Genomic DNA, 21,906 nt, shown 5'->3' with positions numbered 1-21,906 from the left:
GTCAAAGACATTAGTGCACGGCTGTAAATAACCGGATCATTAGCAAACATGAATTCAACAACTCCTTCACATCACAGCGGTAATCTTCTTCATCTATGTACTAAAACAGATGGTGAGAAATTGATAATAGTAAGATAACTGCAATGACCAAACACAGAATAATCAACTTTTTTTCCTGCTTTTGATAACGTTCCACAACAATCCCCTTTCAAAATTCGAATGTTCCTTAGTATCATCGAATTCATGAATATTATGTATAAATTACCAATTAATATTACAAAAGGGTAATATTAAGAAACAGGATTACATTCTTGGTGAAAGAAGGAAAAGACAGTGCTGCGAATGCTTGGAAAGTTGTTTTTGAAGTTACTGTTAAATGGAGTCTTTATAGTCCCTCTTTTGATGTATTTAACGCAAGCCACACTTATAGAGGCATTCTTTGCCACTTATACTTTTTCTTATGTCTTATGTTGCAATTGATCAATTGTTTTTAAGAGTCTCCAGCAATGTGATAGCTACCGTAGCAGATGTAGGAATGGCCTTTGTATTCTTTTGGCTGGTAAAGAAATTCTTCTTCGATTGGTCCATAAACTTTATGAATGTGGCGATAGTTGCTTTGGTTTTTGGCATCATAGAGTTCTTTATGCATAGCTATTTTCAGAAGGACAGGGGCAGACTTGATCGACATAGTTTTAGTGATAACTAACTTAAAGTAGTGTCTAGGTCCTGTAAAATAAAAAGCAGAAGGAAAACTCAGATTCTGAGTTTCCCTTCTGCTTTTTTAACAGTTTGTTTCAAGACTCACTATTAACTTTACAATTTGATATTCCCAAAACAGCATTCAGTGGACAATAACGAGTCGTTCCCGTAATAATTGGTGCTATTCCAATTAAGCCCCACCAATTTTTGTAATATAACCCAGCAAGAACAATTGCGGAACCAATTGTAATTCTTATAACTTGCTCCGTTTTCCCAACGTTACACTGCATGATAAAACCTCCTAAGTATTGTTAATGCTGTTACGTTCACAGCACACATTGAATATGTTGTCCTTTCTAAGTCAAATAATCACTTAAATGAGTTTGTAATTTCAGGGGTTGACTCAAATGAAAATCTTTATTATAGTATCAATATACCCATACGGGTATTAGTAATGAAGAAGATTGTAAAGGTGGTGTAAAAAGGAATTCTTGAACCAGATAGGTATGATGTAGGAGATTTTTTTTGCAATTTTATATACCCCCATGGGTATTGAGTGAACTTAAATTGTTTAATGAAAAAGGAAAGGCAGTGCCTTATGGATTTATCATGGATCATAACTATTTTCACTATTGGATTTTTGGGCTCATTTATTTCGGGAATGGTGGGAATCGGCGGTTCCATTATTAACTATCCGATGTTGTTATTTATACCGGTAGCATTAGGATTTGCGGCTTTTACCCCGCAGGAAGTATCTGCAATCAGTGCAATTCAGGTGTTCTTCGCAAGTTTAATGGGGATGCTCGTGTTTCGAAAAGGAGGATTTCTAAATAAAAGCATAGTGCTATACATGGGAACTTCGATTATCGTTGGCAGCTTCATAGGGAGCTATGTGTCCAACACGTTACCAAGTTCAGCTATCAATTCCGTTTATGCCATTTTGGCGCTGATTGCTGCGATTATGATGTTTTTACCTAAGCAAGGACAAGATGTCCAAGACGTAAGCAAAGTTACATTTAATAAACCACTAGCTGTTATTTTAGCTTTAATCATTGGGATGGTATCAGGGATCGTAGGCGCGGCGGGTGCCTTCATAACGGTGCCGGTAATGTTAGTGGTTCTTAAGATCCCAACGAGGGTTGCTATCGCTTCATCCTTAGCTATAACTTTTATATCCTCCATTGGCGCTACGACCGGAAAGCTATTAGGAGGGCATATGCTTATGGTTCCATCTATAGTGCTTGTCGTTGCAAGTACAATTGCATCACCGATTGGAGCTAAGCTCAGTAAGAAAATCAACACGAAGATTCTTCAATGGATTCTGACTGCTTTGATAACGGCAACTGTCTTTAAAATTTGGTATTCTATTTTACTTTAGAATCAACTGACTTTTACCTTCGGAGGGAACTATACATGAATGATAAACAGGTACATGGAATGAATGCTGCAAAGCTAGCAAAGAAGGTTTTGAACCAAACGTCTATTTTTATTTTAGATGTTCGGAATGAAAGTGACTTCAACGATTGGAAAATAGAAGGTAAGAATGTCTCGATCCTCAACATGCCATATTTTGAACTTCTTGATGGCGTAGATGAGATTCTTGATCAAATCCCGGATGATCAAGAAGTTGTGGTTGTTTGCGCGAAGGAGGGCTCATCTAAGTTTGTTGCTGAACAGCTGCTCGAAAACGGAAAGCAAAATATTTCTTATTTGATTGGCGGTATGAAGTCCTGGAGTGAGCATCTTGAGCCTGTGAAAATTGCCGACTTGAAAGACGGGGGTACCCTGTATCAATTTGTACGGTTAGGCAAAGGATGTCTGTCTTACATGGTGATTTCTAACGGTGAAGCCGCCGTTATTGATGCAGTTCGGACTACCGCGGTGTTTGAGGATTTTGCCAAAGAAAATCATGCCTTCATCAAACATACCCTGGATACTCACCTTCATGCCGATCATATTTCAGGCGGCCGGCAATTAGCTGAGAAAACAGGAGGATCTTATTGGCTTCCGCCAAAGGATGCGACCGAGGTTGTGTTCCATTATGAAAAACTTGAAGAAATCAGTCATCTTGTCGTTGGGCAAACAGAAATCAACATCCAGCCTATTTATTCTCCCGGCCATACGATTGGAAGCACATCACTTATTATTGATAATCAATATTTGCTATCCGGAGATATTTTATTCGTGAAGTCAATTGGCCGCCCTGACTTGGCTGGGAAAGCAGAAGATTGGGTCGCTGACCTCCGAACGACATTGTACGAGCGTTATAAGCAGCTATCTGACGATCTAATCGTACTTCCTGCCCACTTTGGGGCAATTGCCGAATTAGATGACAAAGGGCAAGTAGCCGCACGTCTTGGTGATTTGTATAAAGAAAATCCTGGTCTGAACATACACGACGAATCCGAATTTAGACGCACCGTTTCGGAAAATCTGCCGCCACAACCGAATGCCTATCAGGAAATACGCCAAACGAACATGGGGAGAATAAGTCCGACAATGGAAGAACAGCGAGAAATGGAAATTGGACCAAACCGTTGTGCCGTTCATGATGACAAAACAAAATGAATATTTGGAGGAAACCAAGTGTCTAATAAAACCTATAAAGAACTGCTGCCACATGAAGCTCTAGAGCGAATCAAACAGAAAGAGAATGTAACCATCCTTGATGTACGGGAACACGACGAATGGGAATCCGGACATATATACGGCGCCAAACATATTCCACTCAGCCAGATCGCTCGGGCGCTTAATGAAATAGAGTCAAAACAAGAAACGATCATTGTGTGCCGCAGCGGTAATCGAAGCGGAATGGCTTGTGATTATTTATCTTCTATGGGATATCACGTTGTAAATATGTCTGGTGGCATGTCCCAATGGTCTGGCGAAGTGGAATACGGAAAATAAACCAAATTCAAATAAGAATAATGGAGGTCTATAACCTATGACAGCATTACATGTAGATCGCACGCTGGAGTGTGAAGGACTTGCTTGTCCACTTCCAGTGGTTCGTACCAAAAAGGCAATAGATGAGATGAATCCTGGCGAAGTATTGGAAGTTCGTGCGACGGATAAAGGCTCGATGGCAGACCTAAAGGGCTGGGCAAGCCGCACAGGACACCAATACGTTGGGTTAAAGGAGGAAAACGGCATTTATCGTCATTTCATTCGCAAAGCTGAAGCGTCCGGAACCAAAACAGAGATGAAATTTCCTCATATCGCAACCAATGATGAATTACAGGCTAGAGTAGATTCGGGAGAGATACTCAATATCCTTGATGTAAGGGAACCGGTAGAATATGCTTTCGGACGTATTCCAGGGGCAATATCACTCCCTTTAGGGGAACTCGAAGAAAAGATGACGCAACTTGATCCAAATAATGAGTATTACGTTGTATGCCGTACTGGAAACAGGAGTGACATGGCATGCCAAATGCTAACAGAGCGAGGGTTTAAACGTATTAAAAATGTAACTCCCGGTATGTCGCAATGGGGTAATGATGTAGAAAAGGATTAGCTGAATTTCAAAACATAAGGAGGAGTTAGTATGGTAAATTTGATTGTTGACGCTAAAGGATTGGCATGTCCACTGCCGATTGTTAAAGCAAAAAAGGGGATCGATTCTTTGGAGTCAGGACAAATCATGGAATTGCAAACGACGGATAAAGGGTCGATGAAAGATTTCCAGGCATGGGTTAGTCAAACGAAACACGAACTCATTAATGCAAAAGAAGAAAATGGGGTTTTCACATTCACGGTAAGAAAAGGATCATGACTTATCTAACTAAGATGTAAGTTAACTAAAAAATGGTTGCCATTTTTTGAATCTTTATATACCCATACATGTACAAGTATAATAAAAGGAAGTGGGAGCATGGGAGACAACAAAGAGAAAACTACAATTGTCCTTTTCAGCGGAGAGCTAGATAAAGCGATTGCCGCATTTATTATCGCTAATGGCGCTGCCGCTTATGATCACGAAGTCACGATTTTCTTTACCTTTTGGGGACTGAACGTGCTTCGTAAAGATCAAAAAATCGCGGTGAAAAAGGGATTCCTGGAGAAAATGTTTGGAAAGATGATGCCACGCGGAGCTGAAAAGCTTGGAATTTCCAAAATGAATTTCGGTGGCATGGGTCCAAAAATGATTAAACATGTGATGAAAAAGCATAATGCTTTATCACTGCCGCAATTAATTGAATTAGCTCAAGAACAAGGTGTTAAACTGGTTGCTTGTACGATGACAATGGACTTGCTCGGTTTACAGCAGGAAGAGCTGCTGGATGGCATTGAATATGCGGGTGTTGCCGCATATTTGGGTGATGCCGCTGATGCTAAAGTAAATCTATTTATTTAACTTTTCAGTTCTCCAGCCTTCTTATTGTTTTCGTTGGTCACATCAGCAATAATATACCTATACAGGTATAATGAAAGGATGGCAGAATATGAAATACGATGATGATGTAAAAAAGAGATTAAAGCGTGTGGAAGGCCAAATCCGCGGTGTCTTAAAAATGATGGAGGAAGAACAGGATTGCAAGGATGTTGTCAGCCAAATTTCTGCTGTCAGAAGCGCCGCGGATAAAGCGATTGCCTACATTGTTGCGGTCAATTTGGAACAGTGTATTCTGGAGGAAAAGGAAGCTGGGAGAGATTCGAGCAAAATGGTCAAACAGGCATTTGAATTGCTAGTTAAAAGCCGCTAAGAGGATTAGGAAAGAGGTTAGCGTATGGATTATACATCTATTTTTAATATAGTGGCGTTAGCGTTTTTAGTCTGGTTTATTTATTCTAGGTTTGCAAGCTTAAAAGGTCTAAACAATCTATCGCCGGATCAATTTCAGGAAGAATTGAAGGGAAAGCGTAACTATGTTCTGATTGATGTACGTGAACCCGGCGAAGTAAAGCAGGGCTACATCCCAGGTGCGATCAATATACCGTTATCTCAAATGAAACAAAGAGTTGGCGAAATTCAAAAAAATGATCGAGTATATCTATATTGTCGGAGTGGAATGAGGAGCAAACAAGCAGCAAGAATTCTAAAAAAGAACGGTTTTAACGAATTATCTCATTTACAAGGCGGAATTATGTCCTGGAAAGGGAAGTTAACCAAATAAACAAAAAATCATTAGCCCCCGTGGGTTAATGATTTTTTGTTTTACATAAGTTTGATTGATTTACACATACTTATTTTGTTGCTACTTTGTAATGTTCTACATAACCCTCAAGCGAGGGTATGAATTCCTTTTCATAATGATCCTGTGGACAAGATTTAATAACATGAGATAGCAGTATATCTGATTTATATGTAGTTAGTTTCTCCTTGCAGACGGGGCATTTCTCTTGAGTCAAGTTATTAAAGAGTGACATATATAATATAAAGTCAGATAAAATTAAATATATTTTAGTTTATGAAAGGGGTAAACGAATGTTCAACTACACGTGTAAAATCGCGGTATATGAAGATGATGGGAAAACGAAAATTGGTCTTCCTAAACCAACGGCATTGATCGGGATGGTGGGAGGGGAAGAACTAAAAAGTATTGCTGAGAATGTCGAGAAGAGACTGCTTAATTGTGTAGATAAATGTGTATAGTTTGTTATGTAATAATTATGTCAAATCATTTTAGCAGGCAGCAATTATGAATACTAACAATCAATCGAATGAGTCAACCTATATACAACAGCACTTAGCTAATGAAAGAACATTTCTTGCGTGGGTTAGAACAGGGATAACAATTGTTGGACTTGGTTTTTTATCAGCTGGCGTCGTTTTTCGTTCTACACCTTATGATCATGTGGGACATCTTATCGCCATGTTTGTAGGGGTTAGCGCTGTAATCTTCGGTGGATTGATCTTCGTCTTGGCAACCAGAGATTTCTTTGCAAAAAGGGAAGGAATAAATAATCAGACCTTCAGATCACCTTCTCTGGTGATATGGACTGTTTTTTGTAGTTTAGCTTTAATTGATTTGTTTGTTTTGATTTTAGTTTTGGTCTTATTGTTGTTTTAAAAAGCAAAAAAACGAGTCCCATCAACATACATGAGTCTCGTTATTTAAAATATTAGTTTGTTAAATCAGCTTCAGAGCGCTTTTTTCCATTGAAGTGAAGATATATGCCAGCAACGATACCTAATAAAATAACACCTACAGCAGTCCATTGTGCGGTTGTCCATTGAAATAAATATTTTGGGGTATCTCCTCTAAGCATCTCTAGCATAAATCGACCGGCGTTATAGACTGCGTTGGTGATTAAAAATAAGTATCCCCGTTTCATTTTTCGCTGAAGAAGAATCATGACAAGGGCAAAAATAATAATGTCCATTTGCCCTTCCCATACTTCTGCAGGGTAAAGAGGCTTATCCCCGTATGTATCTCTTGCAATAGTGCCTTCAGGATAAAGAATCCCCCAGTTTCCACCCGTAGGATCTCCGAAGGCATCGCCATTCATCAGATTTGCATCTCGTCCAATACTTTGCCCTAATATTAATCCGGGAGCACACAAGTCAGCTAATTCCCAAAAAGATAATTTATGTTTTCGAACATACCAAATCCCCACCAACACGGCTCCGATAATTCCCCCTTGAATAGAAAGGCCGCCATGCCAAATGGCAATAATCTCTTCAGGATGCTGGGAATAATAACCCCAATCAAACAAGAAAACTTGCCAAAATCTTGAACCAACAATGGCACCGATCATCATAGGGATTAATAAATTTGAAAGATGATTTGCGAGCTCATGCTTCTTTTGCAATTTAGCTAAAGTAAGAGTTACCCCATAGCCCAATATAATGGCAAGAACAAACAAAATGCTGTAAGAACGAATCGGAAATGAACCTATGAAACCTAAATATTGAAGCACTATGATAGCTCCTTTGCTTTACGGTATGCAATAACTATAACACTATTTATAACCTTGTCCTAAATTATATTAAGAGGTATTTATTATTTCCATTTAACCTTAATTATTTTTGAACGAAATGGTGGTGGGTGAATATTCTAATGTGTAGATTACGCCATAAAGGAGAAGTGTTAAAACATGTATTATACCTTACAAGCACCCACTTACGTCCCGTATCAAGGTTACCTAGGGCATTTCGCACGTAGTGAAGATATGGTGCTGAATTTAATTCTTCAATCCATTGCTGGAGAAAGAAATGATGAGCTCTTCTATCAAGAGTTGATAAGGCTTGCCCCTACGGAGAAAGAAAAGGAAGTTATTACAGGCATTAGAGATGACGAGAGAAAACATAATCAAATGTTTCGAAATATTTATACGCAACTTACGGGTACATCACCTACCGGAATAGAAGCGACGGAGCCGATTGAACATGTTAGCGATTACTTAAGCGGTATTGAGAATGCCTTATTCGGTGAATTAAAGGCGTTTGAAAAGTATCGTACCTTATATTTGAACATTCGACCAGTATACCGCAATATGATCTTTGAAATCATGACCGATGAGATTAAGCATGCTAGTTACTATAACTGGCTTTACGCGAAAAACAATAGATAAAAGATAGTGGCCTTCGATGCCTCTCATTGCAAAATAAATACCCCAGGAGCTTTAATAATGGCGCACTGGGGTATTTTATGTGTCCTGCAATAAAGACTCGGTTTATCAACTTCTCTCGAGCTTCGTATAAAATCAAAGATCCATTTCCGGTGGTTCCTCTAACCATCCTTTGGACATCATAAGTTTGGCGCCTTCCATTGTATATTCAAAAACATCTTTAGCGAATACCCCTGTTTTCGCTATCATATCATTACGTAAAACAAAAGCAGCATTAAAGCCCTGAGCTCCAAGACTAAACCCACCCAAAAGGTATGTACAATACATCATCAACTTTTCGGAAAAAGGCGCATTTGTCGAATTTGTAACTGTACCTCCCGGTGTGGAAGGTGGTTGAATATTATTCTGAAGAAGGATTTCAGTGGTTTCTTTTAAAATTTCTTTTGAAAGTTCTTGCCCTTTTGTAAAATATTTTTTCACTTCTTCATCTTTGGCACATTGGGCAAAACCTCTCAACAATTGCATACCAGAAATATTTGCTTCAATGGAATGATACAGCAACCCGAACTCTACAGTATTTATTGATCTCTTATGTCCAAAAAGATTAGTTCCTTTCATGTATGCTTTATCTGTTATATAACTAACTGATTTCGGCATGTTCGTATAATTCGGGCGAGGAAGAAGATCTTTTTCGAGAAGGTATTGTGTAAATTGATTATAATAGGACTGCGTTATATCAGTAAGTTGCTTATAAAGCATTACGATGTCTTCGCGATACGATATTGTCATGTGGAGTACATACATACCCATACTTATTTCTTTTAGTATCCGACAGAACATAATATCAAAGCCGTTCTCATACAATTTTGGTGCATCCAGAGTAACATCTTCCTTACTAAACCCGATTGGGGACGCTGCCCCATCATTTTCTAACATCGTTGTTATTTCGATGACCTTTGGATGAAGTTTTTCCCACAATCCAGACATTAAATCCTTGGCCTTTTGATCTTCCGATTGCGATATAAAGTGCTCCAATATGCGAAGAATCATTGTTTTTTTTTGGTAAGTTGTCCATAATGCACCGAGTTCCGGTGCACTCATTTTAGATTTTTCTAGCATCAAAGGATATCCTCCGTATTTATGTTTTTCGCTTCAAATTTTCGTAATGAAGATAATATGTGTTCATTTATATGATTTATACATATTGTCGTTCCGTAAAGAACAACTCAGAATAAAAAGGACCTCCCCCTATTGGCGGAAGTCCTCATGGATACGTGTAACTATCTTCAAGGTAGATACCTCACTAGTTTTCACGTACGCTATTCGTCTTTCTTTTGCTGCAGCGCAGCCATCAATTTGTCAGCGAGCGAGCTGCCCAGCTGGGTTTGATCGGAAAACTTCTCGATCAGCTGACGGTTCACTTTGGCAGAGGCGCGACGGCCGCCGCCGGTGGATTCATTGTCTATTTTCTCCACGACGTTGCATGGACGGCATTGAAAATACTTGCCGGATTTGCCGGTGTGGATCTCCATTTTCTTGTGACACTGCGGGCAGCGGTGGTTGGTCAGTTGTCCGTCAGCTTCGCGCTTATAGGAACATTCGCGGCTGGAACAAACGAGATAACGGCCTCGTTTCCCCTTTACCTCTTGAAGAAACTCCCCGCAATCTGGGCATTTGCTGCCCGTTAAATTATGCGGTTTATAGGCTGCAGAGCTTTTCTTGACCTCATCGACCAGCTCGGCTGCTTTTTTGCGAATGCCGCTTAGGAATTGCTCCATGCTTCCTTTGCCTTTGGAAATGCGCTCAAGCTCAAGCTCCCAGCGTGCTGTAAGCTCAGGAGAACGCAGTTCCTCCGAAGCGAGCTCTATGAGCTGAGTCCCTTTGCCAGTCGGAATGAGCGAGGAGCTTTGACGTTCAATGGTGTCGGAAGACACAAGCTTCTCAATAATGTCAGCGCGTGTTGCAGGTGTACCGAGGCCCCATTTTTCCATTTGAGAAAGCAGGGAGGCCTCATTGTACCTAGCAGGCGGTTTCGTCTGGCGGCTTAATTGACGGGCGTTACGGACGGTTACGGCGTCTTTTTCGGCAGCTTGGGGGAGCAACTGAGCAGAGTCTTCATCAGACTCGGTTTCTTCCCGATCAGGATCAGTGAAATCAGTGGCTCCGTAGACGTCTTTCCAACCGGCTTGTTTAACCACTTTACCCGATGCAAACAGCTTCTCTCCAGCTATTTCCACAGTCAGCTTGGTTTCATCATACCGGCAAGGACCGCAGAATAAGGCCAGGAATCTCCGCAAAATGAGATCATAGAGACGGCGTTCGTCAGCGCTTAAGGTGGCGAGCGAAATGGCTTCACCTGTTGGAATAATCGCATGGTGGTCGCTTACCTTGGTATCGTCGACAATGCGTTTCGTAATCGTTAACGGTTTGCGTATAAAAGGAGCCGCTAGTGCTGCGTAGGGGCCAATGGCTGCGCCCTTGAGCCTGCCGAGCAGGGTCGGCACCATGTCCGAGGTCAAGTAACGTGAATCGGTACGCGGATAGGTGACCAACTTGTACTGCTCATACAATCTTTGCAGCACATTCGACGTCTGCTTAGCTGAAAAACCAAATTTGCGGTTAGCATCGCGTTGCAATTCGGTTAGGTCATAAGCAAGCGGATGCGGAATCTGCTTCTCGGTTTTTTGCACGTGCAGGATTTTGCCGTTCTGGCCCTGCAGCTTCGCTTTTAAGGCATCTGCGCGCTCGCGGTCAAAAATGCGCGTATCGCCTGTTTTGGGGTCTCGCCACACCGCGCGGAAAGAGCCCAGATCGGCTTCGATCAACCAATAGTCGACGGACCGGAAATCCCGGATTTCCGCCTCGCGGCCCGTCATCATAGCCAGCGTGGGCGTCTGCACACGCCCAGCAGACAAGGACGCGCCGAACTTGCTGGTCAGCGCGCGGGTCACATTCAGGCCGATCAGCCAATCGGCCTCAGAACGGCAAACGGCTGCTTGATACAGCCGGTTGTAGTCCGTGCCCGGCTTCAGCTGCGCGAAGCCTTCGCGAATCGCCTGATCCGTCTGCGACGAGATCCAAAGCCGTTTGAACGGCTTCTTCCAGCGGATCAGCTCCATAATCCAGCGCGCGACGAGCTCGCCTTCGCGCCCCGCGTCCGTCGCAATGACCAGCTCTGCAAGGTCACCCCGACGGCTGAGCTGTTCGATCGCACGGTACTGCTGCGATGTTTCCTTCATCACCTTAAGCTTCATGCGCTCAGGAATGATAGGGAGATCTTCCAAGTTCCAGGTTTTGTACTTGGGATCGTAATCATCGGGCTCGGCAAGGGTAACGAGATGTCCAAGTGCCCAAGTGACGACATATTTGGCACCTTCATGATGGTGTTTTTGCTTTTGGTTGCATCCAAGGACACGGGCAATTTCTTTGGCGACGCTTGGTTTTTCGGTGAGTACAAGAATTTTCATAGGGAAAATGACCTCATTTCTGCTTACAAATTAGCATAAGCGAAAAAAGCACGCTTTTCAATGCGCTGCAGCTCGAAACTGAAGCTCAAATCTATTCGGATGAGAGCTTTTTTATGTTGAAAAAAAAGGAGAAAAATGTCTGTTCTTGTCCTAATATAAGGGTATAATGAGGAAATAAGGGATGAAGAGGAGCCAATATCTTAATGAGACCCATGTTTTCTTATTTTACTAATCAAACGATAAAAATGAGGTTTCAATTATGGATCGTTGTTGTCATTGTGACATTAGCCTTTTCAATCATTGTCCCCTTTTATTATATAGAGAAGAAAGATCATTTAGATGAAGCAGAAGATCAGTTAAAGCAAGTAATCACCTTGCAAAGTTTATATATTGAAAGATGGAATCAGGAAAAAATGGATGCGATTAAACGCTTCGCCATTTCGGATCATGCTAAATTTCATCGTATAGGCGATTTAAAACGAGAATTTCAAGATTATTCACGTGTGAATTCTGAATTCTTGTCGATAACTTACGTGGAAAAAGACGGGTTTATTCGTTCGGATGCAGATCCAGCTATTTCGTATTATGTTGGTGATAGGCAGTATTTTAAACAAGCGCTTGAGAAGAAAAGCTTTATCTCCGGCGTTATCATATCCAAAGATTCAGGAAAACCCGTCATAACGTTCTCTGCCCCCGTGCTTGGCGACCATAATGATTTCAAAGGTGCTGTGCTAGGAATAGTAACACTGGAAATGCTGAATAGTTTAATGAAGCAGCTAAGTTTTGGTGAAACTGGGGAAGTCTATGTGTTGGATTCAGACGGGAATATTGTCACAGCCTCAAATGATACAAGCAAAAGTGAAGAATTCGTCAATGTCCCGATGAAAACTGAAATTATGCAAAGAGCCAAGACAGGGAGTACTTCGAATGATTCCTACATCGGATTTCGCGGTGAAAGGGTATATGGTCAGTATAAATGGTCTACGGGAAAAAACTGGGTTGTCGTAGGTGAGATCACGCAGAGAGAAGTATTTCAGAAATTAAATCAATTAAGTGTAGCGATTATTATCATTTCACTTATTGCACTTATTCTCAGTATCGGTGCTGCCGTTACGATTGCATCTAGAATTGAGAGACCGATTCGATACTTGCTTCGCGGTACCAAAATTATCCAGAATGGGAATTATGATTATCAGATTGATGCGGATGAAATTAGAATGGCTCCGATTGAATTGCGGCAGTTGGTCAATACATTCAACATAATGTCTGATAAGCTCAAGAAGAATATTTCTCTATTGGAGCATTCCGCTTTGGTGGATCAACTGACTGAGATTCATAATCGCCGTTATATGATGCAAGAAGGAAATAAACAGCTTCAAGCCTGTATTGCTGCTGGGCAAATGAGCTCCGTTATGATGTTCGATATTGACCATTTTAAGAAAATCAATGATACCTATGGGCATTTGGTGGGTGATCGTGTCCTTCAACACGTTGCTTCTATACTACATCGCCTTTCGGGAACAGATACGATTGTTGCACGCTATGGAGGCGAAGAGTTTATCCTACTTGCCCTTCGTAAAAATGCACAAGAAAGTGTAAGCTTGGCAGAGGATCTGAGAAGACAAATCATGGAAGAACCATACTCGGATGAGCAGGTTACCGTACGACTAACAGCGAGCATAGGCATAGCAGAATATTCTCCTACACTGGAGTTTGGTACGATGGTGCTTGAAGATATGGTTTCTAGAGCAGACCATGCCCTCTATCGCGCGAAATCCGGTGGACGAAACAGAGTAGAACTAGATCGATGATGGTATTGGTCTAGTTTTTTTGTGTAGAATTTGATGGTCAGAAATTGGAGGGTTTGGTGTATAATAGTCAGAGAGTATTTGAATTACCAACATTTAGGGGGTTTACCATGCAAAACGCATCATTAAGACCAATGGGAATTGGAAGAATATTAGATCGCAGTTTCCAGTTGTACCGTAAGCATTTTGTGACATTGACAATTATCATGCTGATCTTGTATGGTCCATTTTACTTGCTCCAGCATTTGCTTACCTATCAAGAGACGGCAAGTACGTCATCATCCATTCTTGAGCAGATTCGCAGTGGAGCATCCATGCAGGATATGTTTGGATCCGGTTCTTTCATGCAAAAAAATCAGACGCCGAAAGATATAGGGAAAACACTTCTCTTTGTGCTGGTACTTGTTCCAATCATGATTCTTGGTCTTATGCCAGCTTCGATAGCTTCTGTCTTACATCTGGTTAAAGCAAGCCTCTTTGGCGAAGAAACACCGGGAGTTGGGGAGCTATTGCGCAAATCGTTCCGTCGATTTTGGCCATTAGCAGGAAGTACGTTTTTGGATGCTCTTATCATGTTCGGAATATACATAGGTCTCGCTATTATTATTGTCATTTTTGCTTTCGTCTTTGCGATAGGTGGAAACTTATCCAGTTCGGTAGGAGGTTTTGGTGGAGGTGCGGTGGCACTAACGATTGTCTTCTTCATCATCCTTGGTCTTGGAGCCATCTTCACATTTTCCTATTTTTTCATTCGCTGGTGCTATTATTTGCCTTTTGTTGCAATGGGTGAAGAGTCTGTTGGACTAGGCCGCAGTTGGAAATTGACCCGCAAAAGCTTCTGGCGTCTATTTTTGATGTACTTCGTACTTACGCTCATTTTATATCTTTTCCTATTCGTCATTCAATTGATTATTGCTGCAGTCTTGGGTTTAGGACTAGGGGCTCAATTATTACAAAGTTTAATTTCAATATTGGTCATGTCCCTATGGTTTCTGCCTTATGCGGTTAGCTACTTCGATCTCAAGGTTCGTAATGAGGGTCTGGGACTTGAATCGTTGATTGAAAGCACCATACAAACTTCTCCAACTGAGCCAGAGGAAGAACTGGAGCCGTTTGATACTTTTGAAGATCTTCGTCCGATAGACTTGGATAAAAAGAATGATTAATGCAGCTTTAGCGACTTCTTTGCAAGAGGATAAAGAAAAATTAAAACAAATCTTAAATCAAAGCGAATACACGGCTTATGAGGTCAAAGAGAGCGACTCGTTCTGGGCATGGTTGAAGCCGCTTTTTCGTAAAATACGGAGCTTGCTGCCAGATTTTCAAGTTTCTGATTCGGTAACGGACTGGCTGACCATTGGTGTTGTCGTTCTACTACTTGGTCTTGCTGCATTCGCGATTTATTGGTTCTTGAAACAAATGATTTGGCAAAAGAGGATCCGCTCTGACGCTTACTTGCCTGTAGGAGAAATAAGCCGTTCTTATCGCTTCTATTGGCAGCAAGCAGCGGAGCTGAGGGGAACTGGGTACTTACGAGAAGGTGTACGCACTGTCTTTCTGTCGCTTCTGTTCTTTATGGAAGCTAAACGGATGATCCGTGTGGAAAAATGGAAGACAAACTGGGAGTATGCGGAGGAGCTGGAAAGTTCAGCTTCTTCCCTAGTCCCTTTGTTCCATGATAGCTCGCTTTTATTTGAGCGTATATGGTATGGCAAGGAAGTTGTAACAGAGGAACAGTTCACTTCCATGTACGAACAGGTTGCCCGTGTAATCGGCAGGGAGGAGGGCTTTGCACATGAGAGGGCTGAATAGGCTGCATGTGGGACTAGCACTCAGCATCCTGCTTTTTCTCGCATTAGGCTACTGGCTAGTGAAACCAAAGCTCCCTGACCAACCTCCCTATTTGTCTTTCTCGGCGGATATAGACGGCACGAAAGCTTGGAAAGAGCTGCTGAGTACGAAGCAGAAGGCTATAAAGGAATGGCGTCTCAACTGGAAAAATCTACCTAATGGTGAAGCGATGCTATTGGTTGCCTTACAGCCGTCTGGTGTGACCAAGGCCGATCGCGATGAGCTTCTGGACTGGGTTAGGAAGGGTAACGATGTTGTTCTGTTTGATCGGAATCCCGAGGGGTGGAAGCTTTGGGGGACTGAGTTGGCGGGGGAGATTGGGAAGGACAGTACGAAAGACAGTACGAAAAACAGTACGAAAAACAGTACGAAGGATAGTACGAATAGTACAAAAGAAAGTGCATCTGTCTCGACGATTAGGGTCTCGCCGGACTATACATCAGCTGAGGGACTGCTGACGGGGCGGGTGGATACACCATACCGGATTAAGCCCGGTGGAAACGGGCGGGTGCTGTTCGAAGATGAACACGGCGTGCTCGCCAGCCGTATAGAAGAAGGTTCGGGCAGCATCACCGTGGTGCTGACCCCGAACTGGATGCAGAATGGGACGATTGATCAGGAGTCCCATTTTGAACTGGTCTGGCCGCTGTTCGCGAAGTCCTGGGACGCCGTGTGGGTCGATGAGACCCATCACGGCTTCGGGACGAAGCCCGGACTGCTCGCCGTCTACCCCGCGTGGCTCGTGCTCGCGAGCGTGCAGCTTGGTCTCGCGCTGCTGCTGTGGCTCTGGCTGCGCGGCAAGCGCTTTGGCCCCGTCCACACGCCGCGGGCGTGGACGGTTCGCCGCGGCGACGAGGGCGTACACGCCGTCGCCGCTTGGTACGAGCGCCTCGGCTACCAGCACGAGGCGCTTGCGCACCAGCAGCTGTTCCTGCGGCAGCTGCTGCATCAGCGCTGGGGGCTTAGCCCCAGCGCAAGTGCTTTGCAGGCCGCGGAAGCTGCGCGCGGCCGCATGTCTGAGGCGCAGGCGGCGCAGCTCGCGCGCCTGCTGGAGGAGCCGCCTGCTAGCGGCGGCTCGGAAGGGCCCCGCGCTGCGAAGCAGCGGGGCGTGAGCACCCAAGCGTTCGTGCAGCGAACGCGGGAGATGGGCGAGATGATCGCCTACTTGGAGAAGGAGTGAGCGCAATGAATGAATTAATCCAATCGATGGAGCAGCGCTTGTTCGGCCAAAAGCTGAACATAAGGCTGCTCGTCACCGCCCTATTGGCAGGCGGTCATGTACTGCTGGAAGGTGTGCCGGGTCTCGGAAAGACCAAGATGGCGCGCACCCTTGCGGAATTATCAGGCGGCGACTATCGCCGTATTCAATTTACGCCAGACTTGATGCCCGGAGATATTACGGGCAGCGTCATATATCATATGCAGGATCATTCATTTACTACGATTAAAGGTCCTATTTTCACGAATGTTCTATTGGCTGATGAAATTAACCGTTCCGGACCAAAGACACAAGCGGCTCTGCTAGAAGCAATGGAAGAGCGCCAAGTAACGATTCAGGGAAACACGTACAAGCTGCCTAATCCGTTCTTTGTCGTAGCCACCCAAAATCCTGTCGAGTACGAAGGTACCTATCCGCTTCCGGAAGCACAGCTCGATCGCTTCTTGTTCAAGCTGGTGCTTGATTATCCTGGAGAAGAAGCAGAGGTTGAAATACTTCGCCGTCATGTATCGTTCGGGCAGCATCAAGAGGAGTCACTCGAGGCCATACTGACCCCAGAACGTATAACAGAGCTGCAGCGCCGGCTTTCCGATGTTGTCGTGGAGGAATCCTTATACAACTATATTGCAACAATTATTCGCAAAACCCGCGAGTCCAAACGCGTACAGCTGGGAGCCAGTCCCCGAGCAGGAATTGCCGTACTGATGGCAAGTAAAGCTTGGGCATTACTGGATGGAAGAACGTATGTGACGCCTGATGATATTAAGCTTGTAGCGCGACCTGCACTGCGGCACAGACTGCTATTAACACCGCAAGCGGAATTGGAGGGCGGAACAAGTGACCACATCATCCAAGAGACGCTCGGCTCTATTCCGGTTCCTCGATAAATTCCTGCTACAGGATTTTATCCTGCCAACGAACCGATTCATTGGACTCGTAATCGTAGGTGCTGTAGTCACCTTAATAGCCTCTATATTTGATGCCGCCCTACCTGTATTCTGGAGCTGGAATGCGCTGCTCTGCGTGCTGAGTGGCGTTGATCTTTTACTGCTTCCTAAACGCAGCAGTTGGGGAGTCCGGCGCAAACTTCCGGAGCAGATGGATGTCAGAAGCAGCTTTGAGGTGGGTCTTGAGCTTGAATCCGAGGAACAGTGGTCTGTTCACGTTGAATTAATGGATCATTTGCCCCAAACATTCAGTATGCTCCGTAAACATATGAGCAGTGCGTTCCGAGGAACCACAGCCTCTTTCTTTTATACAACGATGGCTCTCGAAAGAGGGGAATACGTCTTCGAATACGTATACTTGCGCTACTTCGGAGGCATGGGGATTTGGAAGAAGCAAGTGCGGTTGAAACAAGTAGATAGGATTGAAATATATCCTGATTTATCACAGGTACGAGGTGTATTAGGCGCTGTACAGGATGCATTAATTTTAGAAGGACAGCGACTATTCAAAAAGCAGCGCAGCGGCTCGGAGTTTCATTATATCCGTGATTATGTGCAAGGCGACGATATGAGGCATATCAATTGGAAAGCGTCTGCTCGAACGACGAAGCTGATGACGAATCTTTTTCAACCGGAAAAATGGAAGATTGTGACCCTAGTACTGGACTGTGGTCGGCAAATGGCAATCGAGCTTGAGGGACAAGTGAAGCTTGATCGGACACTGGAAGCTGCATTAACACTTGCTGCCGTAGCTCTTAAACAAGGGGATCAAGTAGCGTTAATTGCTTACGCAAGCCAAGTGAAAGTGTACGTGCCAGCTGGAAAAGGGCTATCCCATCTTCAGGAGTTAACGAGGGCCGTTTATGATCTGCGTACGGATTTCGTGGAGTCGAACACACAGATCGCCTTCTCTCATGTGCTGCGTTTTCTGAAAAAACGCTCGCTTGTCGTGCTATTTTCCGATATGGAAAGTTATCTGTATGATCAAGAGATGCTGCCTTATGTGCAGCGATTGCGCAGAAGTCACCATGTGCTGCTCTTGTCCTTGCAGGATCCGCTTCTTCATCAATGGGTACGTATTCGCGCTGAGGATAGCCGCCAGGCATATCGGCAAAGTATTGCCCACCAATTTACTACGGACCGTTACGCCTATGTAACTAAAATGGCCGGCCGAGGCATCCCCGTGATGGATGTCCCTGCCGACCAGCTGACGCTTAGCGCTGTTAATGCGTATTTGGATTTGAAATCACGAGATCGTTTATAGCGTTAATTGTTTTTGTTTAGATGATTTACTAATGCCATATCCGTAATAGAGTGCGAGTAACAATAAAGTCACTCCGGCTATGAGATATTTAACCTCAAGCGACATCGTGGACGGTGTAATGTAACCTTCAATAATCCCTGCGATGATGAATAAAGGAATTGTGCCGATCAAGAGCTGGGCGGATTCCTTGGCCGACTCCAGAAAGCGCAGCTTGCGCGGATAGGGTCCTGGAACGAAAAATCGATAGCCCATATATAAGCCGGCGCCGCCTGCGATGAAAATAGCGGTAAGCTCAATAATGCCATGCGGCAATATGTAGGCCCAGAATACGTAGCTTTTCCCAGATTGCATGAAGACGGCAGCTAATGCTCCTACAATAAGGCCGTTGCTTATCATTAAATAGATGGTTCCGATCCCAAGCGTTACACCGCTTATGAAGGCGAGAACGGCGACCCGAATGTTGTTCGTCATGATGGCTGTGGATACGAGTGGGGAATGCAGGTCCCCGCGTGGATCGGCAGTTTTGGAAGGGTCAATACTATCGGCCATCGCCCCAGGCATGATCATGGATAGATTCAACGGATCGTTCCATACGGACAGGAAGCCGAGCAGTCCACCAAGCAAAAATAATAAAAGGGCAAAGCCCACAAATAGGCTTCTCACGCGTATTAGCGATGGAAAGTAGTGAAGGAAAAACTCCTTCATTTGTTTACTGCTTTTGTTATTTTCTTTATACATCGCATTATGAGCTTGGGATACGAGATGATTCAAATATAAGGTTGTTTCATCCGTAGGCATGTGAGTTTGTAAGGTAGCAAGATGAGCGGATGCGACTTTGTAAAGTTCAGTGAATCGATTCACATGGCTGGCCTGTAAACTGCTCTTCCGTTTACTAAGCTGAATCAGCAGCTGCTCAAGCTCTGTCCATTGCGATTTATGTTCTCGAATAAAGCGCGAGATATTCATGGGGGGACCTCCTAAGAGTTTTCGTAGAAAACTGGCATCGTAAGCATAAGCTCTGAGTTTTGCTTGTTCATTTTAGCATATCAATGACATTCGTTACCATAATTTTGAAATCATAAGGAGATGCTATGAACGAGTCTCTGGATAAAGAACTAACCATCATTACACCTGAGCAGGTGCAATTGCAATTTCAAACCGCAGGGATTGGCAGCAGGGCGATAGCGCATCTACTTGATTGTTTGATTTTGCTTGTGATGAATGGCCTTTTATTCTTATTCGCTATTTTGATAAGCAGGCTGTATTCGGGTGATTGGCTGCCTGCCCTTGCTGATTATTTGATTGCGATTGCCATCATTCTTTGGATTGCAGTGAACTTAGGCTATTTCGTCTGTACAGAAGCCTTCATGGGAGGGCAAACGCCAGGGAAAAGAATCCTAGGACTTCGCGTGCTCCAAAATAACGGACAGTCTGCAACCTTATTATCGATCTTGATTCGTAACTTGTTTCGTTTGCTGGATATAATGCCAACTTTCTACTTCATTGGTGCAGTCAGTATCATCTTTAGTTCAAAAGATAAGCGCATCGGTGATATGGTAGCCGGAACCATTGTTGTGATTGAAGCTCGTTTTGAGCGAATGAAACGTCGAAAACATATCGACAAGGCAATCTCCAAAAAGAATTACCCCATCCTTACTGTGGAGATAGAGGAAGCCAAAAGACAAGAGATTACTGCGGTAGACTGGCAGCTTTTACAAGCCTGGGTCGAGCGAATACCGACGATGCATCATGTAAGATTGCAGGAGTTAGCTGTACCAATTGCTCAACATTTTGCTGCGAAATTAGGCCATGACCTTGGGTTTACACTGGATCCTGCTGCATATTTAGCCCAGCTTTATGAGAAGCTGAGAGACGATTGGGAAGTTTAATTAGGAGGGCTCATATGGGAATGACGGCCATTGTAGCAGGTGGTACCGGATTAGTTGGCAGTGAGCTGATCAAGCTGCTTTTAGAAGATCAGGCATACACGAAAGTGATTGCACTGGTTCGTAAAAATATGCAAATTAGTCATCTCCGCGGAAATGAGAAATTGGTTCAAATCGTAACCGATTTTAACAATTTAGAGGTAGTTATTGAACAGTCTGACATGGAACATGCTCATGTATTTTGCACACTAGGTACGACGATTAAGAAGGCAGGATCCCAAGAGCAATTTCGGAAAGTAGACTTGGCCTACCCTATTAAATTGGGGCAATTAGCCAGTAAGGGTAAGGCAGATGCATTTGCCATAGTAACGGCGATGGGAGCGAACCGAAAATCCTCGATTTTTTACAATCAGGTTAAGGGAGAGGTGGAGGAAGGCTTTCAGGAGCTTAAGCTCCGTGCGCTCTACATGCTTCGTCCTTCACTTATTCTAGGTGATCGAGATGAGTTTCGATGGGGTGAGAAAATCGGAAGTGTGGTGTCGCGAGCCATTTCTCCACTAATGATCGGTGGACTTCGGACTTATCGGCCCATCCATGCGAAAACGATCGCCACGGGATTAATTAAATCCGCAAAGTCAGGCCAGATCGGCACACATGTGCTGCTGTCAGCTCAGATTGCTGAGCTTGCTTCGAAGTAAAAGGCACCATATCGACGTGTGAACGCCTTCCTGATATGATTAGAGACGTTAATCTCGATTTCCGCGCTTAATCAGCACGGAAGCGCGGTACGGTCTTCGGCTCGCCTAGCTCTCGCTGAAAGCGCGCTTTCCGCGCCTATTTGTTCGGGGGCTCCCGAATAAGCACGGTTTCCGATCTTATTCGAACGTTAATCATTAACGTACAAAGACATTTTGGAGAAAGTAGGTTTTATTTCATGATCGATCATATTGTACTTGTAAAATTCGGTGAAACAACGACGCAGGAGCAGCTCCAAGAAGTCGTTGATAGATTCAAAGCTTTAAAAAAACATTTAACTGGCATCGTAGATATTCAAGCGGGCATTAACTTGTCAGAGAAGAACAAAGGTTATCAGATTGTTTTATCTGTGCGTTTTGAGGATAGAGCAGCACTTGAGGCATACGGTCCAAATCCGGAGCACCAAGCGGTTGCTGCATATATTAGAGAAGTAGGTAGAGAAGATAGTTTGATTGTTGATATTGAAATTTAATATACGAAAAACTGCTGATAAG

At 43.7% G+C, this 21,906-nt stretch carries 26 protein-coding genes; 21 read left to right on the top strand and 5 right to left on the bottom strand.

Translation table 11 applies throughout. From position 1 onward, the window contains the following. The first annotated feature begins 439 nt into the window (after nucleotides 1-439). Nucleotides 440-706 carry a DUF2512 family protein gene (locus GC098_RS20025; RefSeq protein ID WP_281367095.1) on the top strand — a complete coding sequence of 89 codons (267 nt, stop codon included), beginning with the start codon at nucleotides 440-442 and terminating at the stop codon, nucleotides 704-706. Nucleotides 707-794: 88 nt separating this feature from the next. Here the strand turns inward: GC098_RS20025 and GC098_RS20020 are convergent, their stop codons facing one another. Next, on the bottom strand, nucleotides 795-989 hold the full coding sequence (locus tag GC098_RS20020; protein ID WP_171645020.1) for a YgaP family membrane protein: 195 nt from the start codon (nucleotides 987-989) through the stop codon (nucleotides 795-797). Between the two features lie 308 nt (nucleotides 990-1,297). On the opposite strand from GC098_RS20020, the gene GC098_RS20015 reads away from it, so the two are divergent. The 10 genes from GC098_RS20015 to GC098_RS19970 all read left to right on the top strand — a co-directional run bounded on the left by GC098_RS20015 (nucleotide 1,298) and on the right by GC098_RS19970 (nucleotide 6,713). After that, on the top strand, nucleotides 1,298-2,077 hold the full coding sequence (locus GC098_RS20015) for a sulfite exporter TauE/SafE family protein (protein WP_171645019.1): 780 nt from the start codon (nucleotides 1,298-1,300) through the stop codon (nucleotides 2,075-2,077). A 35-nt stretch (nucleotides 2,078-2,112) separates the two neighbouring features. Then, nucleotides 2,113-3,267, top strand: a complete 1,155-nt coding sequence (locus GC098_RS20010) for an MBL fold metallo-hydrolase (RefSeq protein ID WP_171645018.1) — start codon at nucleotides 2,113-2,115, stop codon at nucleotides 3,265-3,267. Nucleotides 3,268-3,285: 18 nt separating this feature from the next. After that, the gene (locus GC098_RS20005) at nucleotides 3,286-3,606 is read left to right on the top strand and encodes a rhodanese-like domain-containing protein (protein WP_171645017.1); all 321 of its coding nucleotides are present in this window, start codon (nucleotides 3,286-3,288) and stop codon (nucleotides 3,604-3,606) included. A gap of 37 nt (nucleotides 3,607-3,643) precedes the next feature. Then, nucleotides 3,644-4,216 carry a sulfurtransferase TusA family protein gene (locus GC098_RS20000; protein WP_171645016.1) on the top strand — a complete coding sequence of 191 codons (573 nt, stop codon included), beginning with the start codon at nucleotides 3,644-3,646 and terminating at the stop codon, nucleotides 4,214-4,216. A gap of 30 nt (nucleotides 4,217-4,246) precedes the next feature. Further along, a complete protein-coding gene (locus GC098_RS19995; protein WP_171645015.1) occupies nucleotides 4,247-4,474 on the top strand; it encodes a sulfurtransferase TusA family protein in 228 nt (75 codons plus the stop codon). A gap of 99 nt (nucleotides 4,475-4,573) precedes the next feature. Then, nucleotides 4,574-5,056, top strand: a complete 483-nt coding sequence (locus GC098_RS19990) for a DsrE/DsrF/DrsH-like family protein (RefSeq protein WP_171645014.1) — start codon at nucleotides 4,574-4,576, stop codon at nucleotides 5,054-5,056. A gap of 88 nt (nucleotides 5,057-5,144) precedes the next feature. Then, nucleotides 5,145-5,405 carry a metal-sensitive transcriptional regulator gene (locus GC098_RS19985; protein ID WP_171645013.1) on the top strand — a complete coding sequence of 87 codons (261 nt, stop codon included), beginning with the start codon at nucleotides 5,145-5,147 and terminating at the stop codon, nucleotides 5,403-5,405. Nucleotides 5,406-5,429: 24 nt separating this feature from the next. Next, complete coding sequence (locus GC098_RS19980) at nucleotides 5,430-5,816, top strand: rhodanese-like domain-containing protein (protein ID WP_171645012.1); 387 nt, start codon at nucleotides 5,430-5,432, stop codon at nucleotides 5,814-5,816. A gap of 311 nt (nucleotides 5,817-6,127) precedes the next feature. Next, a complete protein-coding gene (locus tag GC098_RS19975; RefSeq protein WP_216625345.1) occupies nucleotides 6,128-6,295 on the top strand; it encodes a DUF302 domain-containing protein in 168 nt (55 codons plus the stop codon). Between the two features lie 46 nt (nucleotides 6,296-6,341). After that, a complete protein-coding gene (locus GC098_RS19970) occupies nucleotides 6,342-6,713 on the top strand; it encodes a YidH family protein (protein WP_171645011.1) in 372 nt (123 codons plus the stop codon). Nucleotides 6,714-6,765: 52 nt separating this feature from the next. Here GC098_RS19970 and lgt read toward each other — a convergent pair whose 3' ends face one another. Continuing rightward, on the bottom strand, nucleotides 6,766-7,563 hold the full coding sequence (lgt, locus tag GC098_RS19965) for a prolipoprotein diacylglyceryl transferase (protein ID WP_171645010.1): 798 nt from the start codon (nucleotides 7,561-7,563) through the stop codon (nucleotides 6,766-6,768). A gap of 177 nt (nucleotides 7,564-7,740) precedes the next feature. Between lgt and GC098_RS19960 the strand changes: the two genes are divergently transcribed. Continuing rightward, nucleotides 7,741-8,217 carry a ferritin-like domain-containing protein gene (locus tag GC098_RS19960; RefSeq protein ID WP_171645009.1) on the top strand — a complete coding sequence of 159 codons (477 nt, stop codon included), beginning with the start codon at nucleotides 7,741-7,743 and terminating at the stop codon, nucleotides 8,215-8,217. A gap of 132 nt (nucleotides 8,218-8,349) precedes the next feature. Here GC098_RS19960 and GC098_RS19955 read toward each other — a convergent pair whose 3' ends face one another. Together GC098_RS19955 and GC098_RS19950 are read right to left on the bottom strand one after the other, a co-directional pair. After that, nucleotides 8,350-9,333 carry a DUF3231 family protein gene (locus GC098_RS19955; protein ID WP_171645026.1) on the bottom strand — a complete coding sequence of 328 codons (984 nt, stop codon included), beginning with the start codon at nucleotides 9,331-9,333 and terminating at the stop codon, nucleotides 8,350-8,352. Between the two features lie 200 nt (nucleotides 9,334-9,533). Then, nucleotides 9,534-11,681, bottom strand: a complete 2,148-nt coding sequence (locus tag GC098_RS19950; protein WP_171645008.1) for a DNA topoisomerase III — start codon at nucleotides 11,679-11,681, stop codon at nucleotides 9,534-9,536. A 203-nt stretch (nucleotides 11,682-11,884) separates the two neighbouring features. On the opposite strand from GC098_RS19950, the gene GC098_RS19945 reads away from it, so the two are divergent. The 6 genes from GC098_RS19945 (at nucleotide 11,885) to GC098_RS41245 (ending at nucleotide 18,770) form a co-directional block, all read left to right on the top strand. Continuing rightward, entirely contained in the window at nucleotides 11,885-13,492 is a 1,608-nt protein-coding gene (locus GC098_RS19945; RefSeq protein ID WP_171645007.1) for a sensor domain-containing diguanylate cyclase, read from the top strand. A 107-nt stretch (nucleotides 13,493-13,599) separates the two neighbouring features. Continuing rightward, complete coding sequence (locus GC098_RS19940) at nucleotides 13,600-14,655, top strand: DUF7847 domain-containing protein (RefSeq protein ID WP_171645006.1); 1,056 nt, start codon at nucleotides 13,600-13,602, stop codon at nucleotides 14,653-14,655. Continuing rightward, complete coding sequence (locus GC098_RS19935) at nucleotides 14,648-15,301, top strand: DUF4129 domain-containing protein (protein ID WP_171645005.1); 654 nt, start codon at nucleotides 14,648-14,650, stop codon at nucleotides 15,299-15,301. The genes GC098_RS19940 and GC098_RS19935 overlap by 8 nt, the downstream gene beginning before the upstream one ends. Next, nucleotides 15,285-16,520, top strand: a complete 1,236-nt coding sequence (locus GC098_RS19930) for a DUF4350 domain-containing protein (RefSeq protein ID WP_171645004.1) — start codon at nucleotides 15,285-15,287, stop codon at nucleotides 16,518-16,520. Before GC098_RS19935 ends, GC098_RS19930 begins: the two co-directional genes overlap by 17 nt. Before the next feature lie 5 nt (nucleotides 16,521-16,525). Further along, nucleotides 16,526-17,446, top strand: a complete 921-nt coding sequence (locus GC098_RS19925; protein WP_171645003.1) for an AAA family ATPase — start codon at nucleotides 16,526-16,528, stop codon at nucleotides 17,444-17,446. Continuing rightward, nucleotides 17,397-18,770, top strand: coding sequence for a DUF58 domain-containing protein (locus GC098_RS41245; RefSeq protein WP_171645002.1), 1,374 nt, complete (start codon nucleotides 17,397-17,399; stop codon nucleotides 18,768-18,770). Before GC098_RS19925 ends, GC098_RS41245 begins: the two co-directional genes overlap by 50 nt. Here GC098_RS41245 and GC098_RS19915 read toward each other — a convergent pair. Next, the gene (locus GC098_RS19915; RefSeq protein WP_171645001.1) at nucleotides 18,765-19,736 is read right to left on the bottom strand and encodes a stage II sporulation protein M; all 972 of its coding nucleotides are present in this window, start codon (nucleotides 19,734-19,736) and stop codon (nucleotides 18,765-18,767) included. The two genes, GC098_RS41245 and GC098_RS19915, sit on opposite strands and share 6 nt — an antisense overlap. 125 nt (nucleotides 19,737-19,861) lie before the next feature. On the opposite strand from GC098_RS19915, the gene GC098_RS19910 reads away from it, so the two are divergent. The 3 genes from GC098_RS19910 to GC098_RS19900 all read left to right on the top strand — a co-directional run bounded on the left by GC098_RS19910 (nucleotide 19,862) and on the right by GC098_RS19900 (nucleotide 21,884). Next, nucleotides 19,862-20,659: an RDD family protein gene (locus GC098_RS19910; RefSeq protein WP_171645000.1), complete on the top strand. Its 798-nt coding sequence runs from the start codon at nucleotides 19,862-19,864 to the stop codon at nucleotides 20,657-20,659. A 14-nt stretch (nucleotides 20,660-20,673) separates the two neighbouring features. After that, nucleotides 20,674-21,354, top strand: a complete 681-nt coding sequence (locus GC098_RS19905) for an NAD(P)H-binding protein (RefSeq protein WP_171644999.1) — start codon at nucleotides 20,674-20,676, stop codon at nucleotides 21,352-21,354. A 236-nt stretch (nucleotides 21,355-21,590) separates the two neighbouring features. Further along, nucleotides 21,591-21,884: a Dabb family protein gene (locus GC098_RS19900; RefSeq protein ID WP_171644998.1), complete on the top strand. Its 294-nt coding sequence runs from the start codon at nucleotides 21,591-21,593 to the stop codon at nucleotides 21,882-21,884. The last annotated feature ends 22 nt before the right edge of the window (nucleotides 21,885-21,906 follow it).

This window comes from Paenibacillus phytorum, from assembly GCF_013141715.1.
Classification (GTDB): domain Bacteria; phylum Bacillota; class Bacilli; order Paenibacillales; family NBRC-103111; genus Paenibacillus_E; species Paenibacillus_E phytorum.
Note: the sequence above shows the minus strand (reverse complement) of the source record. Positions and strands in the feature narration are given on the sequence as shown.